The organism is Rhizobium sp. SG2393 (assembly GCF_042610495.1).
In the GTDB taxonomy this organism is placed as follows: Bacteria; Pseudomonadota; Alphaproteobacteria; order Rhizobiales; family Rhizobiaceae; genus RU20A.
Genome location: NZ_JBHGAP010000010.1, coordinates 140291 through 157600 on the forward strand (window position 1 = coordinate 140291; position 17310 = coordinate 157600).

General features: G+C 67.9%; 17 protein-coding genes. 15 read left to right on the plus strand and 2 right to left on the minus strand.

Features of this window, described 5'->3' with window-relative positions:
* Positions 1-24 precede the first annotated feature (24 nt).
* From bchI to ACED18_RS17980, 6 genes are read left to right on the plus strand one after another with little or no spacing between them, the layout of a single operon-like run.
* Positions 25-1062, plus strand: coding sequence for a magnesium chelatase ATPase subunit I (bchI, locus tag ACED18_RS17955; protein ID WP_377294807.1), 1038 nt, complete (start codon positions 25-27; stop codon positions 1060-1062).
* Positions 1055-2863, plus strand: coding sequence for a VWA domain-containing protein (locus tag ACED18_RS17960; RefSeq protein ID WP_377294809.1), 1809 nt, complete (start codon positions 1055-1057; stop codon positions 2861-2863). Before bchI ends, ACED18_RS17960 begins: the two co-directional genes overlap by 8 nt.
* A complete protein-coding gene (bchO, locus tag ACED18_RS17965; protein WP_377294811.1) occupies positions 2860-3825 on the plus strand; it encodes an alpha/beta fold hydrolase BchO in 966 nt (321 codons plus the stop codon). The genes ACED18_RS17960 and bchO overlap by 4 nt, the downstream gene beginning before the upstream one ends.
* Positions 3822-5378, plus strand: a complete 1557-nt coding sequence (gene crtI, locus ACED18_RS17970) for a phytoene desaturase family protein (protein WP_377294813.1) — start codon at positions 3822-3824, stop codon at positions 5376-5378. The genes bchO and crtI overlap by 4 nt, the downstream gene beginning before the upstream one ends.
* On the plus strand, positions 5375-6526 hold the full coding sequence (locus ACED18_RS17975) for a phytoene/squalene synthase family protein (RefSeq protein WP_377294815.1): 1152 nt from the start codon (positions 5375-5377) through the stop codon (positions 6524-6526). Before crtI ends, ACED18_RS17975 begins: the two co-directional genes overlap by 4 nt.
* Positions 6519-6665, plus strand: coding sequence for a hypothetical protein (locus ACED18_RS17980; RefSeq protein WP_377294817.1), 147 nt, complete (start codon positions 6519-6521; stop codon positions 6663-6665). Before ACED18_RS17975 ends, ACED18_RS17980 begins: the two co-directional genes overlap by 8 nt.
* 40 nt (positions 6666-6705) lie before the next feature.
* Here ACED18_RS17980 and ACED18_RS17985 read toward each other — a convergent pair whose 3' ends face one another.
* Positions 6706-7503 carry a carotenoid 1,2-hydratase gene (locus ACED18_RS17985; protein WP_377294819.1) on the minus strand — a complete coding sequence of 266 codons (798 nt, stop codon included), beginning with the start codon at positions 7501-7503 and terminating at the stop codon, positions 6706-6708.
* 68 nt (positions 7504-7571) lie between these two features.
* Positions 7572-9134: a 1-hydroxycarotenoid 3,4-desaturase CrtD gene (crtD, locus tag ACED18_RS17990; RefSeq protein WP_377294821.1), complete on the minus strand. Its 1563-nt coding sequence runs from the start codon at positions 9132-9134 to the stop codon at positions 7572-7574.
* 125 nt (positions 9135-9259) lie between these two features.
* Here crtD and ACED18_RS17995 point away from each other — a divergent pair, with 125 nt between their 5' ends.
* From ACED18_RS17995 to pufA, 9 genes are all read left to right on the plus strand, one after another.
* Positions 9260-10132, plus strand: coding sequence for a polyprenyl synthetase family protein (locus tag ACED18_RS17995; RefSeq protein ID WP_377294823.1), 873 nt, complete (start codon positions 9260-9262; stop codon positions 10130-10132).
* Between the two features lie 10 nt (positions 10133-10142).
* Positions 10143-11291 (plus strand): methyltransferase, encoded by a 1149-nt coding sequence (locus ACED18_RS18000; protein WP_377294825.1) that lies wholly within the window; start codon positions 10143-10145, stop codon positions 11289-11291.
* Positions 11292-11399: 108 nt separating this feature from the next.
* Complete coding sequence (bchC, locus tag ACED18_RS18005; RefSeq protein ID WP_377294827.1) at positions 11400-12338, plus strand: chlorophyll synthesis pathway protein BchC; 939 nt, start codon at positions 11400-11402, stop codon at positions 12336-12338.
* Positions 12335-13345 (plus strand): chlorophyllide a reductase iron protein subunit X, encoded by a 1011-nt coding sequence (locus ACED18_RS18010; protein ID WP_377294829.1) that lies wholly within the window; start codon positions 12335-12337, stop codon positions 13343-13345. The genes bchC and ACED18_RS18010 overlap by 4 nt, the downstream gene beginning before the upstream one ends.
* A gap of 2 nt (positions 13346-13347) precedes the next feature.
* Entirely contained in the window at positions 13348-14901 is a 1554-nt protein-coding gene (bchY, locus tag ACED18_RS18015) for a chlorophyllide a reductase subunit Y (protein WP_377294831.1), read from the plus strand.
* A complete protein-coding gene (bchZ, locus tag ACED18_RS18020) occupies positions 14895-16343 on the plus strand; it encodes a chlorophyllide a reductase subunit Z (protein ID WP_377294833.1) in 1449 nt (482 codons plus the stop codon). Before bchY ends, bchZ begins: the two co-directional genes overlap by 7 nt.
* Before the next feature lie 56 nt (positions 16344-16399).
* Positions 16400-16636 carry a hypothetical protein gene (locus ACED18_RS18025; RefSeq protein ID WP_377294835.1) on the plus strand — a complete coding sequence of 79 codons (237 nt, stop codon included), beginning with the start codon at positions 16400-16402 and terminating at the stop codon, positions 16634-16636.
* Positions 16637-16754: 118 nt separating this feature from the next.
* Positions 16755-16976: a light-harvesting antenna LH1, beta subunit gene (pufB, locus tag ACED18_RS18030; RefSeq protein WP_377294837.1), complete on the plus strand. Its 222-nt coding sequence runs from the start codon at positions 16755-16757 to the stop codon at positions 16974-16976.
* 11 nt (positions 16977-16987) lie between these two features.
* On the plus strand, positions 16988-17185 hold the full coding sequence (pufA, locus tag ACED18_RS18035; protein WP_149740441.1) for a light-harvesting antenna LH1, alpha subunit: 198 nt from the start codon (positions 16988-16990) through the stop codon (positions 17183-17185).
* Positions 17186-17310: the final 125 nt, after the last annotated feature.

The following is a 17310-nucleotide window of genomic DNA, read 5'->3' on the forward strand; positions in this document are numbered from 1 at the left end:
CACTTCTCAACCGAGGTCTGGCCCATGCTGAAGCCCTTTCCCTTCTCCGCGATCGTCGGGCAGGAGGACATGAAGAAGGCGCTGCTCATGGCGGCGGTGGAACCGCTTCTGGGCGGGGTGCTGATCTTCGGGGATCGCGGCACGGGAAAATCGACCGCGGTCCGGGCGCTCGCAGCCCTGCTGCCGTCCATCGAGACGCGGCAGGGATGCCGCTATCATTGCCTGCCGGACGAGCCGCAGGCGGCCTGTCCCGTCTGTTCGGCGCCGGGTGCGCAGCGCAAGCTGAAGGTCGTCGCGGTGCCGGCCCCCATGGTGGACCTGCCGCTCGGCGCCACCGAGGACCGGGTCTGTGGCGCGCTGGATATCGAGACGGCGCTGATCTCGGGCGAAAAGCGCTTCGAGCCGGGCCTGCTTGCCGCCGCCAATCGCGGCTTTCTCTATGTGGATGAGGTCAATCTTCTCGAAGACCATCTCGTAGACCTGCTCCTGGATGCGGCGGCATCCGGCGTCAATGTGGTGGAGCGCGAGGGCCTGAGTGTGCGCCATGCGGCCCGTTTCGTGCTGGTCGGCAGCGGCAATCCGGAGGAAGGAGACCTGCGCCCGCAGCTTCTCGATCGTTTCGGGCTCGCCGTCGACATCCGCACGCTCGACAATCTCCAGCAGCGCATCGAGGTGATCCGCAGGCGCGATGCCTTCGAGACCGATCCGCAGGCCTTTGCCGACAGCTGGGCCCGCAAGGAAGCGGCGATCCGCAAGAGCGTCGTGTCGGCACGGTCGCTGCTGCGCAGCGTCGTCATCTCCGACGTTATTCTCACCCGCATGTCGCAGCTGTGCATGCGTCTCGGCATCGACGGCATGCGCGGCGAGCTGACGCTGATGCGCGCCACCCGTGCCGCCGCGGCCCTCGACGGCCGCGAGGCGGTGAGCTGGGCCGATGTCGAGGAGATCGCGCCGATGGTGCTCTGCCACCGTCTTCGCCGGGATCCGCTCGACGATGCCGGCAGCGCGCCGCGCATCGAGCGCGCACTCGCCGCACTCGACACGGTCCACGCCCATGGATGATGTCGGCGCCCGCGGCGCGTTCCAGGCGGCCATGCAGGCAAGTGGCGAAGAGCGCTGGTCGGATGCGCTGCTCGCCATTGCCGTGCTCTCGGCCGGACGCGGCGCGCTGGGTGGTCTCTGGCTCACGGCCCGTGCAAGCGGCGTGCGCGATGCCTTCATCGATCGCCTGATGGCCGCTTTCGGCCCCGGCCTGCCGGTCCGTCGTTTTCCGCCGGGCAGCGGCAGCGATGCCCTGTTTGCCCGTCTCGACCTCGCCGCCACGGCGCGGCTTGGACGGCCGATGCTGCAGGACGGTCTTCTCGACACCTGCCGAGGCGGCATTCTGGTCGTGCCCATGGCCGAACGGCTGGAACCCGGCGCGGCTGCGGCGCTGGCTGGCGGTCTGGATGACCGGACGGTCACCGTGCTCGCCCTCGACGAAGCCGCGGAGACGGACGACGCCCCGCCAGCCGTGCTCACCGAACGGCTGGCGCTGCATGTCAGCCTCGATGGCATCCCGCTGTCGGCCACCCGTCCCGCACCGTCGCCGCGTGGCCACCGAACCGCTTGCGAGTGGCAGGCCGTCGGCATCAAGAACGGGCTCCTGGAGCAGATGCTGGCGCTGGCGGTTTCCGCCGGCCATCGCTCGGCCCGCGCCCATTTCCAGCTCTTCACCGTCAGCCGCATTCTTGCTGCGCTCGCCGGGCGCCGGCAGGTGCGGCCGGAGGATGCGGTGACGGCGCTGCGGCTCTGCCTCGGTATCCGCCTGCTCTCCGCCGAGCCGCCCGGCGAGACCGCTCCGCCACCGCCCCACTCCAATGCTGTCCCAGATGGCTCGTCGCCGCCTGACCACGAGCCGCCGCCTTCCCCGGACACGGCCGAACCGCCGCAGGCACGCCCGCCGGCCGCACCTGCCGATCCGTTGAGCCTGCTCGAAGCCGCGGTTGCGCAAGGAACCATAGACGGCCTCTCGCTCGTCGTCTCCGAACGGGCGTCACGGCAGGCCAAACGCGCCGGCAAGGCGGGCGCGGAGATGCGCAAGGCCCGGCGCGGCCGTCCCTATACGACAGGGGCGACAGCGCCGTTTCCCGACGCGCGGCCGGATATCGCCGCGACGCTGCGCGCCGCAGCACCCTGGCAGCGGCTGCGGGCTGCCGCGCCATCATCTCCGCTGGCCAGCAACGAAGAGCTCGGCCGGCAACGCCCCAATCTGCGCAAATCCGATTTCCGCTATCATCGCCGTAGGCATGCCAGCCCCTCCACCGCGATCTTCGTGGTCGATGCGTCCGGCTCCACCGCGCTCGATCGCCTCGGCGAAACCAAGGGCGCGATCGAGCAGCTGCTGGCGCGCTGCTATGTGCGCCGCGACGAGGTGGCGCTGATCGCCTTCCGCGCCGAAGGTGCTGACCTGCTCCTGCCGCCGACCCGCTCGCTCGCCGCCGCCAAGCGCCGCCTGTCCGCCCTTCCCGGTGGCGGGCCGACACCGCTGGCGGCGGGGCTAAAAATGGGGCTCGAACTGGCGCTGTCGGTGCGCCGCCGGGGCAACACGCCGCTGGTGGTGGTGCTGACCGACGGGGCGGGCAATGTCGCACTTGGCGGCGAGGCAGACCGCCCGCTCGCGGCCCGGCAGGCGGAGGACATCGCCCGGCATTATCGCGCCGAGGCTCTCACGACGATCTGCGTGGACATTGCACGCCGGCCGCGCCCGGCGGTCGCAACCCTTGCCGGCCAGCTGGGGGCCGAGCTGCATGTGCTGCGCCAGTCCGCGGCGGCCAGCCTCTCCGCCCTCGTCAACACCGCCATGACAGGCGCACGGCCATGAGCGCGCGCCTCGCTCCCGCCGATCGCTGGCTCGACTGGACGACGGACGGTCGGGACTGGCCGCATCGCGACATCAGCCGCTTCGTCGAGGCGGGCGGGCTGTCCTTCCATATCCAGATCGCCGGCCCCGAAGCCGCACCCGTTCTCCTGCTGCTGCACGGCACCGGCGCATCCAGCCATTCGTGGCGGCATGTGCTGCCGATCCTTGCCAGACGCTACCGGCTTCTGGTGCCGGATCTGCCCTGCCACGGCTTCACCCGGCCACAGACCGGCACGGCCGATCTCTCTCTGCCGGGCATGACGGCGGCCCTCCTCGCGCTGCTCGCCATCCCCGGCGTGGTGCCCGCTGCAATCATCGGCCACTCGGCCGGGGCTGCCATCGCCGTCTCGCTCGCCAGCGCGATTTCGGCGCGTGAGGGCAGCGCGGCCACATCCGGCCAGCCCACACACGGAAACCCCACACCCGCCGTCATCGGCATCAACGGCGCGTTCCTCCCCATCCGTGGCGATCGGCTGTTTTCTCCGATGGCGAAGGCCCTGTTTTCCAGCGGGATCTCGGCGCGGATGTTCGCCCTTCTGGCGCGCGCCACGCCGCTCGGCGGCAATCTTCTGGCCGCGACGGGATCGGCGATCGACCCCGGCGGCGCGGCACTCTATCGCCGGCTGCTGACGTCCTCAGGTCATGTGCGCGGGGCGCTTGGCATGATGGCCTCCTGGGATCTGCAGCGCTTCGATCGTCTGCTGACCGCCTTTCGCGCGCCGCTCACCCTGATTGCCGCCGAGGATGACCCCATGGTTCCGGCTGCCAACTCCGCGCATGCCGCAGGTCTTGCGCCGCGCGGACGATTGATGCGCATGCCGTCAGGCGGGCATCTCGTGCATGAGACGGCAGCCGAGACGGTTTGCCGGATGATCGAAACCGCGCTCGACAGCGAGCGCCCGGCCGGGGCGGATGCAGCATGACGGTGGCGCAGCGCCTTCCCCTTGCCGAAACGGTCGGGCACGACCCGGCCCGTCCGCATGCGGTTGTCATCGGTGCCGGCGTCGGCGGTCTCTCTGCCGCAGCCCTGCTCGCCGCTCGCGGCTATCGCGTGACCGTCATCGATCCGCTCGATGCGCCGGGCGGCCGGGCCTACGCCCATCGGCAGGACGGGTTCGTCTTCGATGCCGGCCCGACGATCGTCACCGCGCCCTGGCTGTTCGAAGCCCTCTGGAAGGATTGCGGCGCCACCTTTTCCGAGGATGTCGATCTCAGGCCCTGCCTACCCTTCTACCGCGTGCGCTTCGATGATGGCACATGGTTCGACTATTCGGGCAACCGCACTGCAATGGAAGCGGAAGTGGCACGCATTGACCCCGACAATGGCGTTGCCGGCTATCGCGGCTTCATGGAGGAAAGCCGGCGCATCTACGAAGTCGCGTTCGAGCAGATGGCCGACAAGCCTTTCCACAGTCTCGCCTTCACGGCGAAGGCGCTTCTCGGGCTGGTGAAGCTCGGCGGCTACCGGTCCGTCCATTCGGTCGTGGCGCGGCACTTCCGGCATGAAAAGCTGCGCACGCTGTTTTCCTTCCATCCACTGCTGATCGGCGGCAATCCCTTTTCGGCAACATCCTTCTACTGCCTCATCGCGCATCTGGAGAGCAAACATGGCGTGCATTACGCCATGGGCGGCACCAATGCGCTGGTCGCCGGCATTGCCGGCCTCGTGCGGCGCAATGGCGGCACGATACGGCTCGGCGAGACCGTCGAGACGATCCTCACGCAAGGGCGGCGGGCGACCGGCGTGCGGCTTGCCTCCGGCGAGACGATGTCGGCCGACATCGTCATTTCCAACGCCGATCCCGCCACCACCTACGGAAAACTCCTGGCACATCTTCCGCGCAAGCGCTGGACGGATCGGAAGATCGGCCGTGGCGATTACTCCATGGGCCTCTTCGTCTGGTACTTCGGCACCGACCGCCGCTATGACAATGTCCATCACCATTCGATGATCTTCGGCCCACGCTATCGCGGCCTGCTTGACGATATCTTTCACCGCAAGAATCTGGCCGGCGACTTCAGCCTCTATCTGCACCGTCCAAGCGCCGTGGACCCCTCTGTCGCGCCGCCCGGCTCAGACAGTTTCTACGTGCTGAGCCCCGTGCCCAATCTCGCCGGCAAGGCCGACTGGGCAAGCGAGGCGGAAATCTACCGCCGGCGGATCGAGCGGCGGCTGGAGGAAACCGTCCTGCCGGATCTCGGCCACCATATCGTCTCCTCGCGCATCGCGACCCCTATCGATTTCCGCGACCGGCTGCATTCGTTCCAGGGAGCAGCCTTCGCGCTGGAGCCGAAGCTTCTGCAAAGCGCCTGGTTTCGCCCGCACAACCAGTCGGAAGAGCTCGACAATCTCTATCTCTGCGGCGCCGGCACCCATCCGGGCGCAGGCCTGCCGGGTGTCATCTGCTCGGCCCGTATTGTTGCAGGCCTCGTGCCGGATCCATCCGTATTTAAGGCGGGGAGGGCGAACGCATGAGCGACATCGTGACGTCAGCGCCTGCCTCCGCCATCTATCGCCCGGCAGCGCTCAATTACGGCTTCAGCGGTGCCGGCATGGACCTCGACCGCTGCACGGCCTCCATTCGGCGCGGCTCCAAATCCTTCCACATCGCCTCGCTTCTGCTGCCACGCGATACGCGGCAGGCGGCGCATGCGCTCTATGCCTTCTGCCGCCATTCGGACGATGCCGTGGATGCGCGCGGGCGGCGGGCCGATGTGCTGGAACGGCTGCGCGAGCGGCTCGACCGCCTCTATGCCGGTACGCCCTCCGATCACGCCTGCGACCGCGCATTTGCGCGGCTGGTGGAAACGCACGGGATACCGAAGGCTGTGCCGGTGGCGCTGCTCGATGGCTTCGAGATGGACATGACCGAGCGGCGCTATCGGACGATTGCCGAGGTCAAGGATTATGCCGCCGGTGTTGCATCGAGCGTCGGCATCATGATGGCGCTGGTGATGCAGACGAACGAGCCCTGGGCACTGGCGCGCGCCGCCGATCTCGGCCTTGCCATGCAGCTAACCAATATCGCCCGCGATGTCGGCGAAGATCTCGCCAACGGCCGGCTCTACCTGCCGGAAGACTGGCTGACGGAGGCGGGCGTCGATATCGCCGCCCTGCGCGCCGCGCCGCGTTTCACGCCCGAGATCGGCGGGGTGGTGGCCCGCCTGTTGCGCGAGGCCGACCAGCATTATGCGCTCGCCCATGCCGGCATCGCCGCCCTGCCGGCCGATTGCCGCCACGCGATCCGCACCGCAGCGCTCACCTATCGCGAGATCGGCCGCGAGATCGCGCTTGCCGGCCATGACAGCCTGACGCGCCGCGCCCGCACCTCGCTGCCCCGCAAGCTCGCCATCATGCTCGCCGCGCGCCGGCCCGTTGCCTTGTCGGAGGGCTTCATGGCCGCCGCCCGGCTTGCGCCGCCCGATCCCTCCGTCCAATCCCTCGTTCAGGCAGCTGCCGGCCACGCCGTCGCTAGCAGCTCACTGCCAACGGCCGGCGAAGGTGGCCTTGACCGCTTTGCAACCCTGCTGCTCGACCTCGAACGTCGGGCGCACGCGAACCGGCGGCCGATCCGGCGGCCATCGACAAAGGGGATCGCGGAGGGGGCATCCGGCCATGTATGAGAATTACTTTGGCCTGATCGAAGCCCTCTTCGTCTTCAGTCTCGTCCTGGCCTTCTACATCTGGCAGAAGCGCGACCTTGCCCGCTACGACGATCGCAAGCCGCAAGACAAGACACCGGATGAGGACGAGAAGGGCTAAGGCACGGTCGTTTCGCGATCAGCCACTTAAGGAAAGTCCTCTAGCGTCCTCTTCGCGGCATGCGGAAAGGCAGCATCAGCCGAACCAGGGGATGGGCAAGTCGGCGACAGTCGAGGGTTTCATGCATCAGACTCACACTGCGTCCCGCAAGAACGACATCCACCAGCGAACGCGTATAGAAGGGCGTGTCCTCCAACCGGCGCTGTACCCTTGGCCAAGTGCCGGGATCACAGGCAACGGTCCCTGACACACCCCAGAAGCCGCGCGGCAGCTCCCTTCCGGGCGCGAGGGAAAAGACCTCCGGCACGCAGCCGACCCTCTCGATCGACTGGCGCAGACCGAAAGCACGCCGCGTCCCATCCATCAGGCGGGCATCGTAGACAATCAGCGTTTCTCCGGTTTCCTGGACACGGCCGCGCGCCCAGTCCCACCCGGTGAAATCGCGTTCAAGCGGGCGACGGCCGAAATTCCAGTCATGATAGCCATGCCCCTCCCAGCCGCCGCCCGGCAGAACGTCGGAAACGATCGCGGCGCGGCCGGCCGGAATGCGCGGCGCCCATAGATGCTCACCCGCGCCATCCAGCGCGACGACAGGCCCGGCTCCGGCCTGCGGCGCAATCCTCATGCTGCCGGCGATGCGGCGGGGCAGGAGACGCTGGCCGGGCCAGGGCAGGGCGATCTCATCGAAATGGATCGAAAGCGCTCCATCCGCGTCCAGTACCATCCGGCTCGCGCCGATGCCGATCGCATTGTCGCAAACATCGAGCGCCGCGGCGCCACGCTCCGTCATCGCCCAGAAACTTCCATGCGGCGTGTAGAGTGCGACGTTGAAGGCCACGTGGTTCTCGGGACGCCCGCGGCCCGACCAGTGATAATAGGGCGAAAAGACCGAGCCGACGAAGGCAATTACTGTAGCGGCGAAGGCGCCGCAGTCGCTGACCGCATCGGCGTACCACCATTGATAGCCACCGGGCGGGACCAGCCGTCCGAACGGCGATCCGCCATCAGGCTCGCTGCGGCGATCTTGCCCGAGAGAGCCGCCATCGGTACGCCCGGCCCCGGATGAATGCTGCCCCCCGCGAGATAGAGGCCCTTCAGCGCCGTCCGGGCCGCGGGCCGCCGGAAGGAGGCTGCCCATCCGTGCGAGGCCATGCCGTAAAGCGCCCCGCCCGTTGCCGGAAAGAGCCGGGCGAAACCATCCGGCGCCGTCACCGTCATCCGGCTCCGGTCGAAGCGCAGCGCCGATCCATTGGCCGCCAGTCGGCCCTCCATCGCGGTCAGACATCGCTCCATCTCGCTTTCGTCATAGGAACACCGGTCACCATCGGCGGGCATGTTCATCAGGGCATAGAGGCGTTCCGGCGCACCGACGGCCACGCCGTCCAGCCGCGCGCCATCGGCGGTCCGGTCCGGAGCACAGAGATACACGGTGGGATCGGCAGGCGCACGGCCATGGCCAAAGATCGCGTCGAATTCACCGCGGTAATCGTCGGAAAAATGCACCGTATGATGCGCGAGGCGCTCGTCCCGAGGCTCGACAAGCGTGCATGCGACGATTGCCGACAGGGATCGTCGGGCCAGCGGGACCGGACGCGGCCGCGATTGGCCAAGCATCGTCGCCAGCGCCCCCGCATCGCCGTTGAAGACGATGTTTGCGGCCGAAAGAACGCGGTCGCGATCGGTGCGAACGCCGGTAACCGCACGGCCCGCCCGGTCCAGCATGATCGCATCGACCCGCTCGCCATAATGGAAGGTGACACCGAAATCGGCGGCAATCGAGGCAAGACGCCGGGCGAGTGCATGCATGCCGCCATCCACGATCCAGACGCCCGCCTGCTCCACATGGGCGACCAGCATCAACGTTGCCGGGGCCAGAAACGGTGACGAACCGCAATAGGTCGCATAGCGGCCGAAAAGCTGGCGCAGTCGCGCATCGGCAAAGTAGCCCTCCAGCATCGACCAGAGAGTGGAGAAGGGGCGCAACGCCAGAAGCGACGCCGGCCGCATCAACCCGATTCGGGCCGACAGCGACACGGGATTCGGCCGGGAGGCGTCGATAAAGGTGTCCTTGAGCAGGGCGTAGATGCGGGCACTGTCCGCGGCGAATCGGGAAAAGCCCTCCGCCTCGCGCCGGCCGGCAAAATCGCCGATCGCGCGCCGGCTCTCGGCGGGATCGGCAAAAAGGTCGAGGCTGTCACCGCCGCGCCAGACATGGCGGGCCAGCGTCGTTGCCCGGTCGAGCACGATTTCATCTTCGAGGCACGTGCCGCAGAGCGACAGGAGGTCGTCGAAGACCCATTTCATGGTGAGAACGGTGGGACCGGCGTCGATCATTGCGGTGCCGACCGGTACCTGACGCAGCTTGCCGCCCGGATGGTCCGCCGCCTCCACGAGACTGACGCGAAAGCCCGCAGCGGCAAGCCGGATCGCGGCGGCAAGGCCGCCAATACCCGCTCCGACAACGATCACCGCTTCGTCCGCACCCCCGGGCAAAAGAGCCTCCCGACACGTTGACATTCCGTATGTGTGTGTCAATTTATGTTTACACGCGAATTCGTCAACACATTTTGACATTCACGTGAGGGAGGAAGAACATGGATCTGTCGGAGCGTATCGAGACCGGCATGCAGCACGCGCTGCGCATGGCAACGGCAAGCGGATGTCCGCCCCGTCTGGCCCGCGCCCTGCGGCACGCAGTGTTCCCCGGTGGCGCACGCATCCGGCCACGTCTATGTCTCGCGGTCGCCGCGGCCTGCGGCGACCGCGACCCCGTTTCGGCAACGGCGGCTGCCACCGCTATAGAGCTTCTGCACTGCGCTTCGCTGGTGCATGACGACATGCCCTGCTTCGACAATGCCGCCATTCGCCGGGGCAAGCCGTCAGTACAGGCCGAATTCGGCGAGGCGACGGCACTTCTGGCCGGCGACGGGCTGATCGTTGCCGCCTTCGAGACGCTGGCGCGCGAAACCGTGCATGCGCCGCGCCTGACCGGCCCGCTCATTGCCATCATCGCGAAAGCTGTCGGCGCCCCCTTCGGCCTCGTGGCGGGCCAGGCGTGGGAGAGCGAGCCGGAGATCAACATCGATCAGTATCATCGCGCCAAGACCGCCTCGCTGTTTGCTGGCGCGGTCTCGGCCGGGGCTGTCGCTGCCGGTGGTGAGCCGCAGGCCTGGCTGACACTCGCCGATGCGCTGGGCTCGGCCTATCAGGTTGCCGACGATCTCTACGACGCGCTTGATGACGGCGACAACGCCATGGGCAAGCCCGCCCATCAGGACCAGTTGAACGGCCGTCCCAATATCGTTGCGGTACGCGGCGTGGCCGGAGCCATGGCGCATCTGCGCCAGCTCGTGGATACCGCCGCAGACAGCGTGCCGGACTGCGCCGGCGCCGACGCCTTGCGCGGCATGATCCGAAACGAAGCGGTGCGCCTGATGCCGAAGAAGCTCGCCGCGAGCGCGGCGTAAGGCCTGCGTGATGGCCGCCGACGTCGCAGCCGCACGCGGGGAGGAGCAATTGCCGCTTCCCCTTCGTCTGCGGCTCTGGCGCAACCGGCAGATCGCAAAGCCCGGCTTTCGCCGGCTGATTGCCCGCCTGCCGCTCTTCAGACGCATTGCCGACCGCAACGCCAGCGCCCTCTTCGGGCTCATGACCGGCTTCGTCCACAGCCAAATCCTCTTCGCCGGCATAAGGCTTGGCCTCTATGAAGCGCTCCTGACCCGGCCTGCCGACCCGGCAAGCCTCGCCCGTCAACTTGGCTTGACACCTGAGCGCATGGGCCTTCTGCTGGCTGTCAACGCCGATCTCGGCCTGACCATCGAGGCCGCGCCCGGCCTCTGGACACTGGGCGATGCCGGCGTCGTGCTTGCCAGCGACCCCGGCCTCAGGGCCATGGTGCTCCACCACGATCTCTTCTACCGCGACCTCCTGGAACCCGATCGCCTGCTCGCAGGAACGACCCGGGAGACGGAGCTTGGTCGCTACTGGGCCTATGCGCGCAGCGCGGAGCCCGGCCTCCTGCCCCCCGAAGCCGTCGCGGACTACTCGGCTCTGATGCGCGAGAGCCAGGCCATGATGGCGGCATGCCTGCTCGACGCCCATGATTTCGGGCAATATCGCCGGCTGATGGATGTCGGCGGCGGCGAGGGTGCCTTTCTGATGGCAGCCGGCCGGCGGCATCCGGGCTTGCGCCTGCACCTCTTCGACCTGCCGGCCGTCGCCGAACGGGCGGCCGACCTGCTCGATTCGGCGGGGCTTGCGGCCCGCGCCACGATCACCGGCGGCGACTTTGCCCGCGACCGGCTGCCGGCGGAGGCCGATTGCGTGACGCTGATCCGCATCCTCTGCGACCACGACGACGCGCGCGTCGCCGCCATCCTCGCCAATCTCCACCGATCGCTGCGCCCCGGCACGAGGCTTGTCATCGCCGAAGCCATGCGCGGGTCGGAGGCAGGCGCACGTCTCTCCTCGGCCTATTTCGGCCTCTACTTCCTCGCCATGGGCTCGGGCCGCTGCCGCAGCCCCGCCGAGATCGCGGGTTTCCTCTCGGCTGCGGGCTTCCGCGATATCCGCACCGTCACCTCTCCGAACCGGCTGATCGCCGGCATCATGACGGCCACCCGCTAGGCCAAACACAGACAAGAGCGGAAAAGTGTAAATTCTTGTTGACGATCTTTACTGTCAATCTAAGATGACAGTCGGAGTTCGAATGAACCCGTGTCGGGGAGGGACATCATGGAGGCGGCAGGCGTCATCTTCGAAAGACCGGGTAGCGTCGCTGTCCGTCGTCTTGCGCTGACGGCACCCGGCCCGGCCGATGTGGTCGTTGAAACCCTGGCCTCCGGCGTATCGACCGGCACCGAGAAACTGCTCTTTACGGGCACGATGCCGGCGTTCCCCGGGCTCACCTATCCTCTGGTTCCCGGTTACGAATCCGTGGGGCGCATCGTCGAAGCCGGCGAAAGCTCCGGCCGGACGGTCGGCAGCCTCGTCTTCGTGGCCGGTGCGGCCTGCTATACAGAGGCGGCCGGCCTGTTCGGCGCGACAGCCTCACGCCTCGTGGTGCCGGGCGCGCGCACCGTGGAGATCGACGAGACGCTGGGCGAAGAGGCGGTGCTGCTTGCGCTTGCTGCCACCGCCCACCATGCCGTCTCGCGCGCCGGCGGACCGGTCGACCTTGTTGTTGGCCATGGCGTGCTCGGCCGGCTGATCTCCCGGATGTTGCCTGCCCTCGGCAGGCCTGACCCGATCGTCTGGGAGATCAATCCGGACCGCCGCCGGGGCGCAGACGGCTATGCCGTCATCGACCCCGCCGACGATACGCGCACCGGCCTTGCCGGCGTCATCGATGCCAGTGGCGATACCGGCCTCATCGACCGGATCGTGCCGCGCCTCTCCCGCCCGGGCGAGATCGTGCTGGCCGGCTTTTATGGCGAGCGGATCGACTTCCGTTTCACGCCGGCCTTCATGCGCGAGCTGCGCCTGTCGATCGCAGCCGAATTCACGCCCGCCGATGTCACGGCCGTCTTGGCGCTCATTGCCGCCGGACGCCTGTCGCTTTCGGGCCTCATCACCCACCGCGCCGCACCCGCTGCCGCGCAATCCGCCTACCGCACCGCATTCGAAGATGCCGACTGCCTGAAAATGGTGATCGACTGGAGGACCGCCGCATGACCCTCGACCTCGACAGCCGTAACCTGATGCATGATCAGCTGCGCGAAGAAGCCATGATCGAGCCGGACCTGCCGGAAACGGGCCCGGTGAAGAAGGAAACGCAGATCATCGCCATCTACGGCAAGGGCGGCATCGGCAAGAGCTTCACGCTCGCCAACCTTTCCTACATGCTCGCCCAGCTCGGCAAGAAGGTGCTTTTGATCGGCTGCGATCCGAAGAGCGACACGACCTCGCTCCTCTTCGGCGGCCGGGCCTGCCCGACGATCATCCAGACCGCCTCGATGCGCAAGGCGGCGGGCCAGGAGGTCTCGATCTCCGACGTCTGCTTCAAGCGCGACGGCGTCTTCGCCATGGAGCTCGGCGGCCCGGAAGTCGGCCGCGGCTGCGGCGGACGGGGCATCATCCACGGCTTCGAGACGCTGGAAAAGCTCGGCTTCCACGACTGGGACTTCGACTATGTCCTGCTCGACTTCCTCGGCGACGTGGTGTGCGGCGGCTTCGGCCTGCCCATCGCCCGCGACATGTGCCAGAAGGTCGTCGTCGTCGGTTCCAACGACCTGCAGTCGCTCTACGTCGCCAACAATGTCTGCTCGGCGGTGAAGTATTTCCGCAATCTCGGCGGCAATGTCGGCGTGGCCGGCCTCGTCATCAACAAGGATGACGGCACGGGCGAGGCCGCGGCGTTCGCCGAAGCCGTCGGCATTCCCGTCCTCGCCGCCATCCCGCAGGACGAGGACATCCGCCGCAAGAGCGCCAACTACCAGATCATCGGCACGCCCGACAATCGCTGGGGCCCGCTCTTCGAGGCGCTGTCGATCAACCTTGCCGAGGCGCCGCCGGTGCTGCCGCGCCCGCTCGACCAGGATGGCCTGCTTGCCCTTTTCGACGCCAGCGAGACGGGCGCCGACTACCGGCTGGAACCGGCCACCGCCGCCGACATGTGCGCGGCCGGCCAGCTCGTGCGCCCCTCGCTCGAGGTCATCTACGATACGGTCGGAAGGCCCTGATCATGGATGAGCTGAAGCCCTTCGACGCACCAGACACGAGCCCGATCGATGCCTCCGGCCCCTCCGCCGCGGCGGGGGAGGGGGCCTGCCACAGCGGTGCCGACCTCTCGCGTGCTAGAGCCCGCGCCGCCGGCAATGGCGCGCTGATGGATCGCTTCGAGGCCGATTATCCCAAGGGCCCGCACGACCAGCCGCAATCCATGTGCCCGGCCTTCGGCTCGCTGCGCGTCGGCCTGCGCATGCGCCGCGTCGCAACGATCCTCTCCGGCTCGGCCTGCTGCGTCTACGGGCTCACCTTCACCTCGCATTTCTACGGCGCGAAGCGCTCTGTCGGCTACGTGCCCTTCAGCTCCGAAACGCTCGTCACCGGCAAGCTCTTCGAGGATATCGTCGAGGCCGTGCACCAGATGGCGGACCCGGAGAAATACGACGCCGTCGTCGTCACCAATCTTTGCGTCCCCACCGCGTCAGGCGTGCCGCTGAAGATGCTGCCGCGCGAGATTTCCGGCGTGCGCATCGTCGGCATCGACGTGCCCGGCTTCGGCGTGCCGACCCATGCGGAGGCCAAGGACGTGCTCTCGGCCGCCATGCTCGCCTATGCAAGGCAGGAGGTTGAGGCCGGTCCCGTGCAGCGTCCGCGCCAGCAGACCACCGACCGCCCGACCGTCACGCTGCTCGGCGAGATGTTCCCGGCCGATCCCATGGTGATCGGCGCCATGCTGGAGCCGATGGGCCTTGCCGCCGGCCCGACCGTGCCGGTGCGCGAATGGCGCGATCTCTATGGCGCACTCGACTGCGCCGCGGTCGCCGCCATCCATCCCTTCTACACCGCCAGCATCCGCGAATTCCAAGCCGCCGGCCGGCCGATCGTCGGCTCCGCGCCGGTGGGTCTGGAGGGCACCGACGCCTGGCTCTCGGCCATCGGCGCCGCTTGCGGCGTGTCCCGTGCCCGCATCGATGCCGCCCGCAACGCCATGCGCGGCGCGATTTCGGCGAGCCTTCAGGCCAAACGCATCGACGGGCGCATCACGCTTTCGGGCTATGAGGGCTCCGAACTCATCGTCGGCCGCCTGCTGGTCGAGCTTGGCGCGGATCTGCGCTATGTCGGCACGGCCTGTCCGCGCACGCCGTGGAATGCCGAGGATGCCGAATGGCTCGCGGCCCGCGGCGTCGAGCTGCGCTTCCGCGCCTCGCTGGAGGACGATCTCGCCGCCTTCCACGAGTTTTCGCCCGATCTCGCCATCGGCACCACGCCCGTCGTGCAGAAGGCCAAGGAGACGGCCACACCGGCGCTCTACTTCACCAATCTCATCTCCGCCCGCCCGCTGATGGGTCCGGCCGGCGCGGGCTCGCTGCCCGACGTCATCAACGCCGCCATCGCCAACAAGGCGCGTTTCGAGGCCATGGACGCCTTCTTCGCCGGCGTCGGCACGGGCGAGACGGCCGGCATCTGGCAGGAGACGCCGAAGGACCATTCCGCCTTCCGCAAGACCTACGCAGCCAAGGTGCGCAAGTCGATGAACGCGGTCGATAACGGGGAGAGCGTCGGATGCTGATCCTCGACCACGACCGGGCCGGCGGCTACTGGGGCAGCGTCTACGCCTTCACGGCGATCAAGGGCCTGCAGGTCATCATCGACGGCCCCGTCGGCTGCGAGAACCTGCCGGTGACCTCGGTGCTGCATTACACCGATGCGCTGCCGCCGCACGAATTGCCCATCGTCGTCAGCGGGCTTTCCGAGGACGAGCTTGGCCAGCACGGCACGGAAGGCGCCATGAAGCGGGCACGCCGCGCGCTCGATCCGGATCTGCCGGCCGTGGTCGTCACCGGCTCTATCGCCGAGATGATCGGCGGCGGCGTGACGCCGGAGGGCTCCAACATCCTGCGCTTCCTGCCGCGCACCATCGACGAGGACCAGTGGCAGAGCGCCGACCGTGCGCTGCGCTGGCTGTGGACGGAATTCGGCCCGAAGGGCGGCAAGGTGCCGGCCCCGCGCCGCCGGCCGGAAGGGGCCAAGCCCCGCGTCAACATCATCGGCCCGATCTACGGCACCTACAACATGCCCTCCGATCTCGCCGAAATCCGCCGGCTCGTCGAAGGCATCGGCGCGGAGATCAACATGATCTTCCCGCTCGGCAGCCATCTCGAAGACGTGCGCAAGCTGGCCGATGCTGACGTCAACATCTGTCTCTACCGCGAATTCGGCCGTCTGCTCTGCGAAAGCCTCGACCGGCCCTACCTGCAGGCGCCGATCGGCATACACCAGACGACCGCCTTCCTGCGCAGCCTCGGCGAGCTTCTCGGCCTCGACCCGGAACCCTTCATCGCGCGCGAGAAGCACACGACGCTGAAGCCGCTGTGGGATCTCTGGCGCTCGGTGACGCAGGATTTCTTCGCGACCGCCAGTTTCGCCATCGTCGCGACCGACACCTACGCCCGCGGCGTACGCCAGTTTCTCGAAGGCGAGATGGGCCTGCCCTGCACCTTCGCCGTCGCCCGCCGTCCGGGCGAGAAGACCGACAACCAGGCCGTCAGCGATCTCGTGGCGGCGCGTCCGCCGATGATCCTCTTCGGCTCCTTCAACGAGCGCATGTATCTCGCCGAGCGCAATGCGCGCGCCACCTTCGTGCAGCTCTCCTTCCCGGGCGCCGTGGTGCGCCGCCACACCGGCACGCCGGTCATGGGCTATTCGGGCGCGGCCTGGCTGATCCAGGAGGTCTGCAACGCCCTCTTCGACATGCTCTTCGCCATCCTGCCCAAGGCGAGCGAACTCGACGCCATCGAGGCGACGACGGCGCGGCGCGCCAGTGAACTGCCCTGGCAGGCGGAGGCGCAGGCGATCTTCGACCGCCGCATGGCCGACGAGCCCGTGCTGGTGCGCATTTCCGCCGCCAAGCGGCTGCGCGATGCGGCCGAACGCGAGGCCGAACGGACTGACGCCAGCGAAGTCACGCCCGCCCATGTGGCGCGGGCCGCGAAAATGCCGATGCCCGCGTGATCAGCGGACCGGCAATGAAACACGGATGGCCTGACGGGCCGCGAGGAGGGCATGCCATGCACCAGAAACCAGCAGTCACCGGCGCGGCCGGAAGCGTCCATCTCGATCGCAGCGCCGAGCGGATCGAGATGCGCCAGCTCTTCCTGATTTCCTACCCGCTCTGCCTGATGGCGGCGCTGGCGCGGCGCGCCACGGCGCTCGCCTCCGGCAAGGCGGCGCCTTCTGATCAATCGGTCTTCGCCGAGGCCCGCGCCTCGGCCTATGCCGCCGTCGGTTACGCCTTCCACGCGTGACCCTGCCCAAGCTTTGGCGGTGTTCTCGACACCGTCAGGACCCCGGTAGTGCCGCTCGCGGCCTGCCGGAACCCCGCCGCGGGGGTGCCGCGGTATTCGAGGCTAGGAGGTGCGTTTGATGGCTGATCCATCGAATGTTTCACTTTCGGGTCTGACCGAAAGCGAAGCGCGCGAGTTCCACGGGCTCTTCATCCAGGGTTTCCTGATGTTCACGGCGATTGCTGTCGTCGCGCACATCCTGGTCTGGATGTGGCGTCCCTGGATCCCGGGGCCGGAAGGGTATGTGTTCCTTGAACACATGAACCAGTCTGCCCAGGCGCTTCTGCCGATGCTGGCCTGAGGAGAGCGACAATGTGGAGAATCTGGCTGATGTTCGACCCGCGCAAGGCGCTGGTTGCTCTGTCCGTCTTCCTGTTCACGCTCGCCATTCTGATCCATTTCATCCTGTTGAGCACGGACCGGTTCAACTGGCTTGAGGGCAAACCCCTGAAGACCAGCGCGATCGAGCACGTGATTGGCAGCGATCAGGATCAGCGGCTCATCGGCTGAACCCCGAGAGGGCAGCGGGGGCGGCCGGATACCCGGCCCCGCCCGCCGCCGAACACCGGCTGAGACGCCCCGCGACATGCGCTGAGGCGACCGCCAAAATCTGCGGACGGCCCGAGGAGGAACCC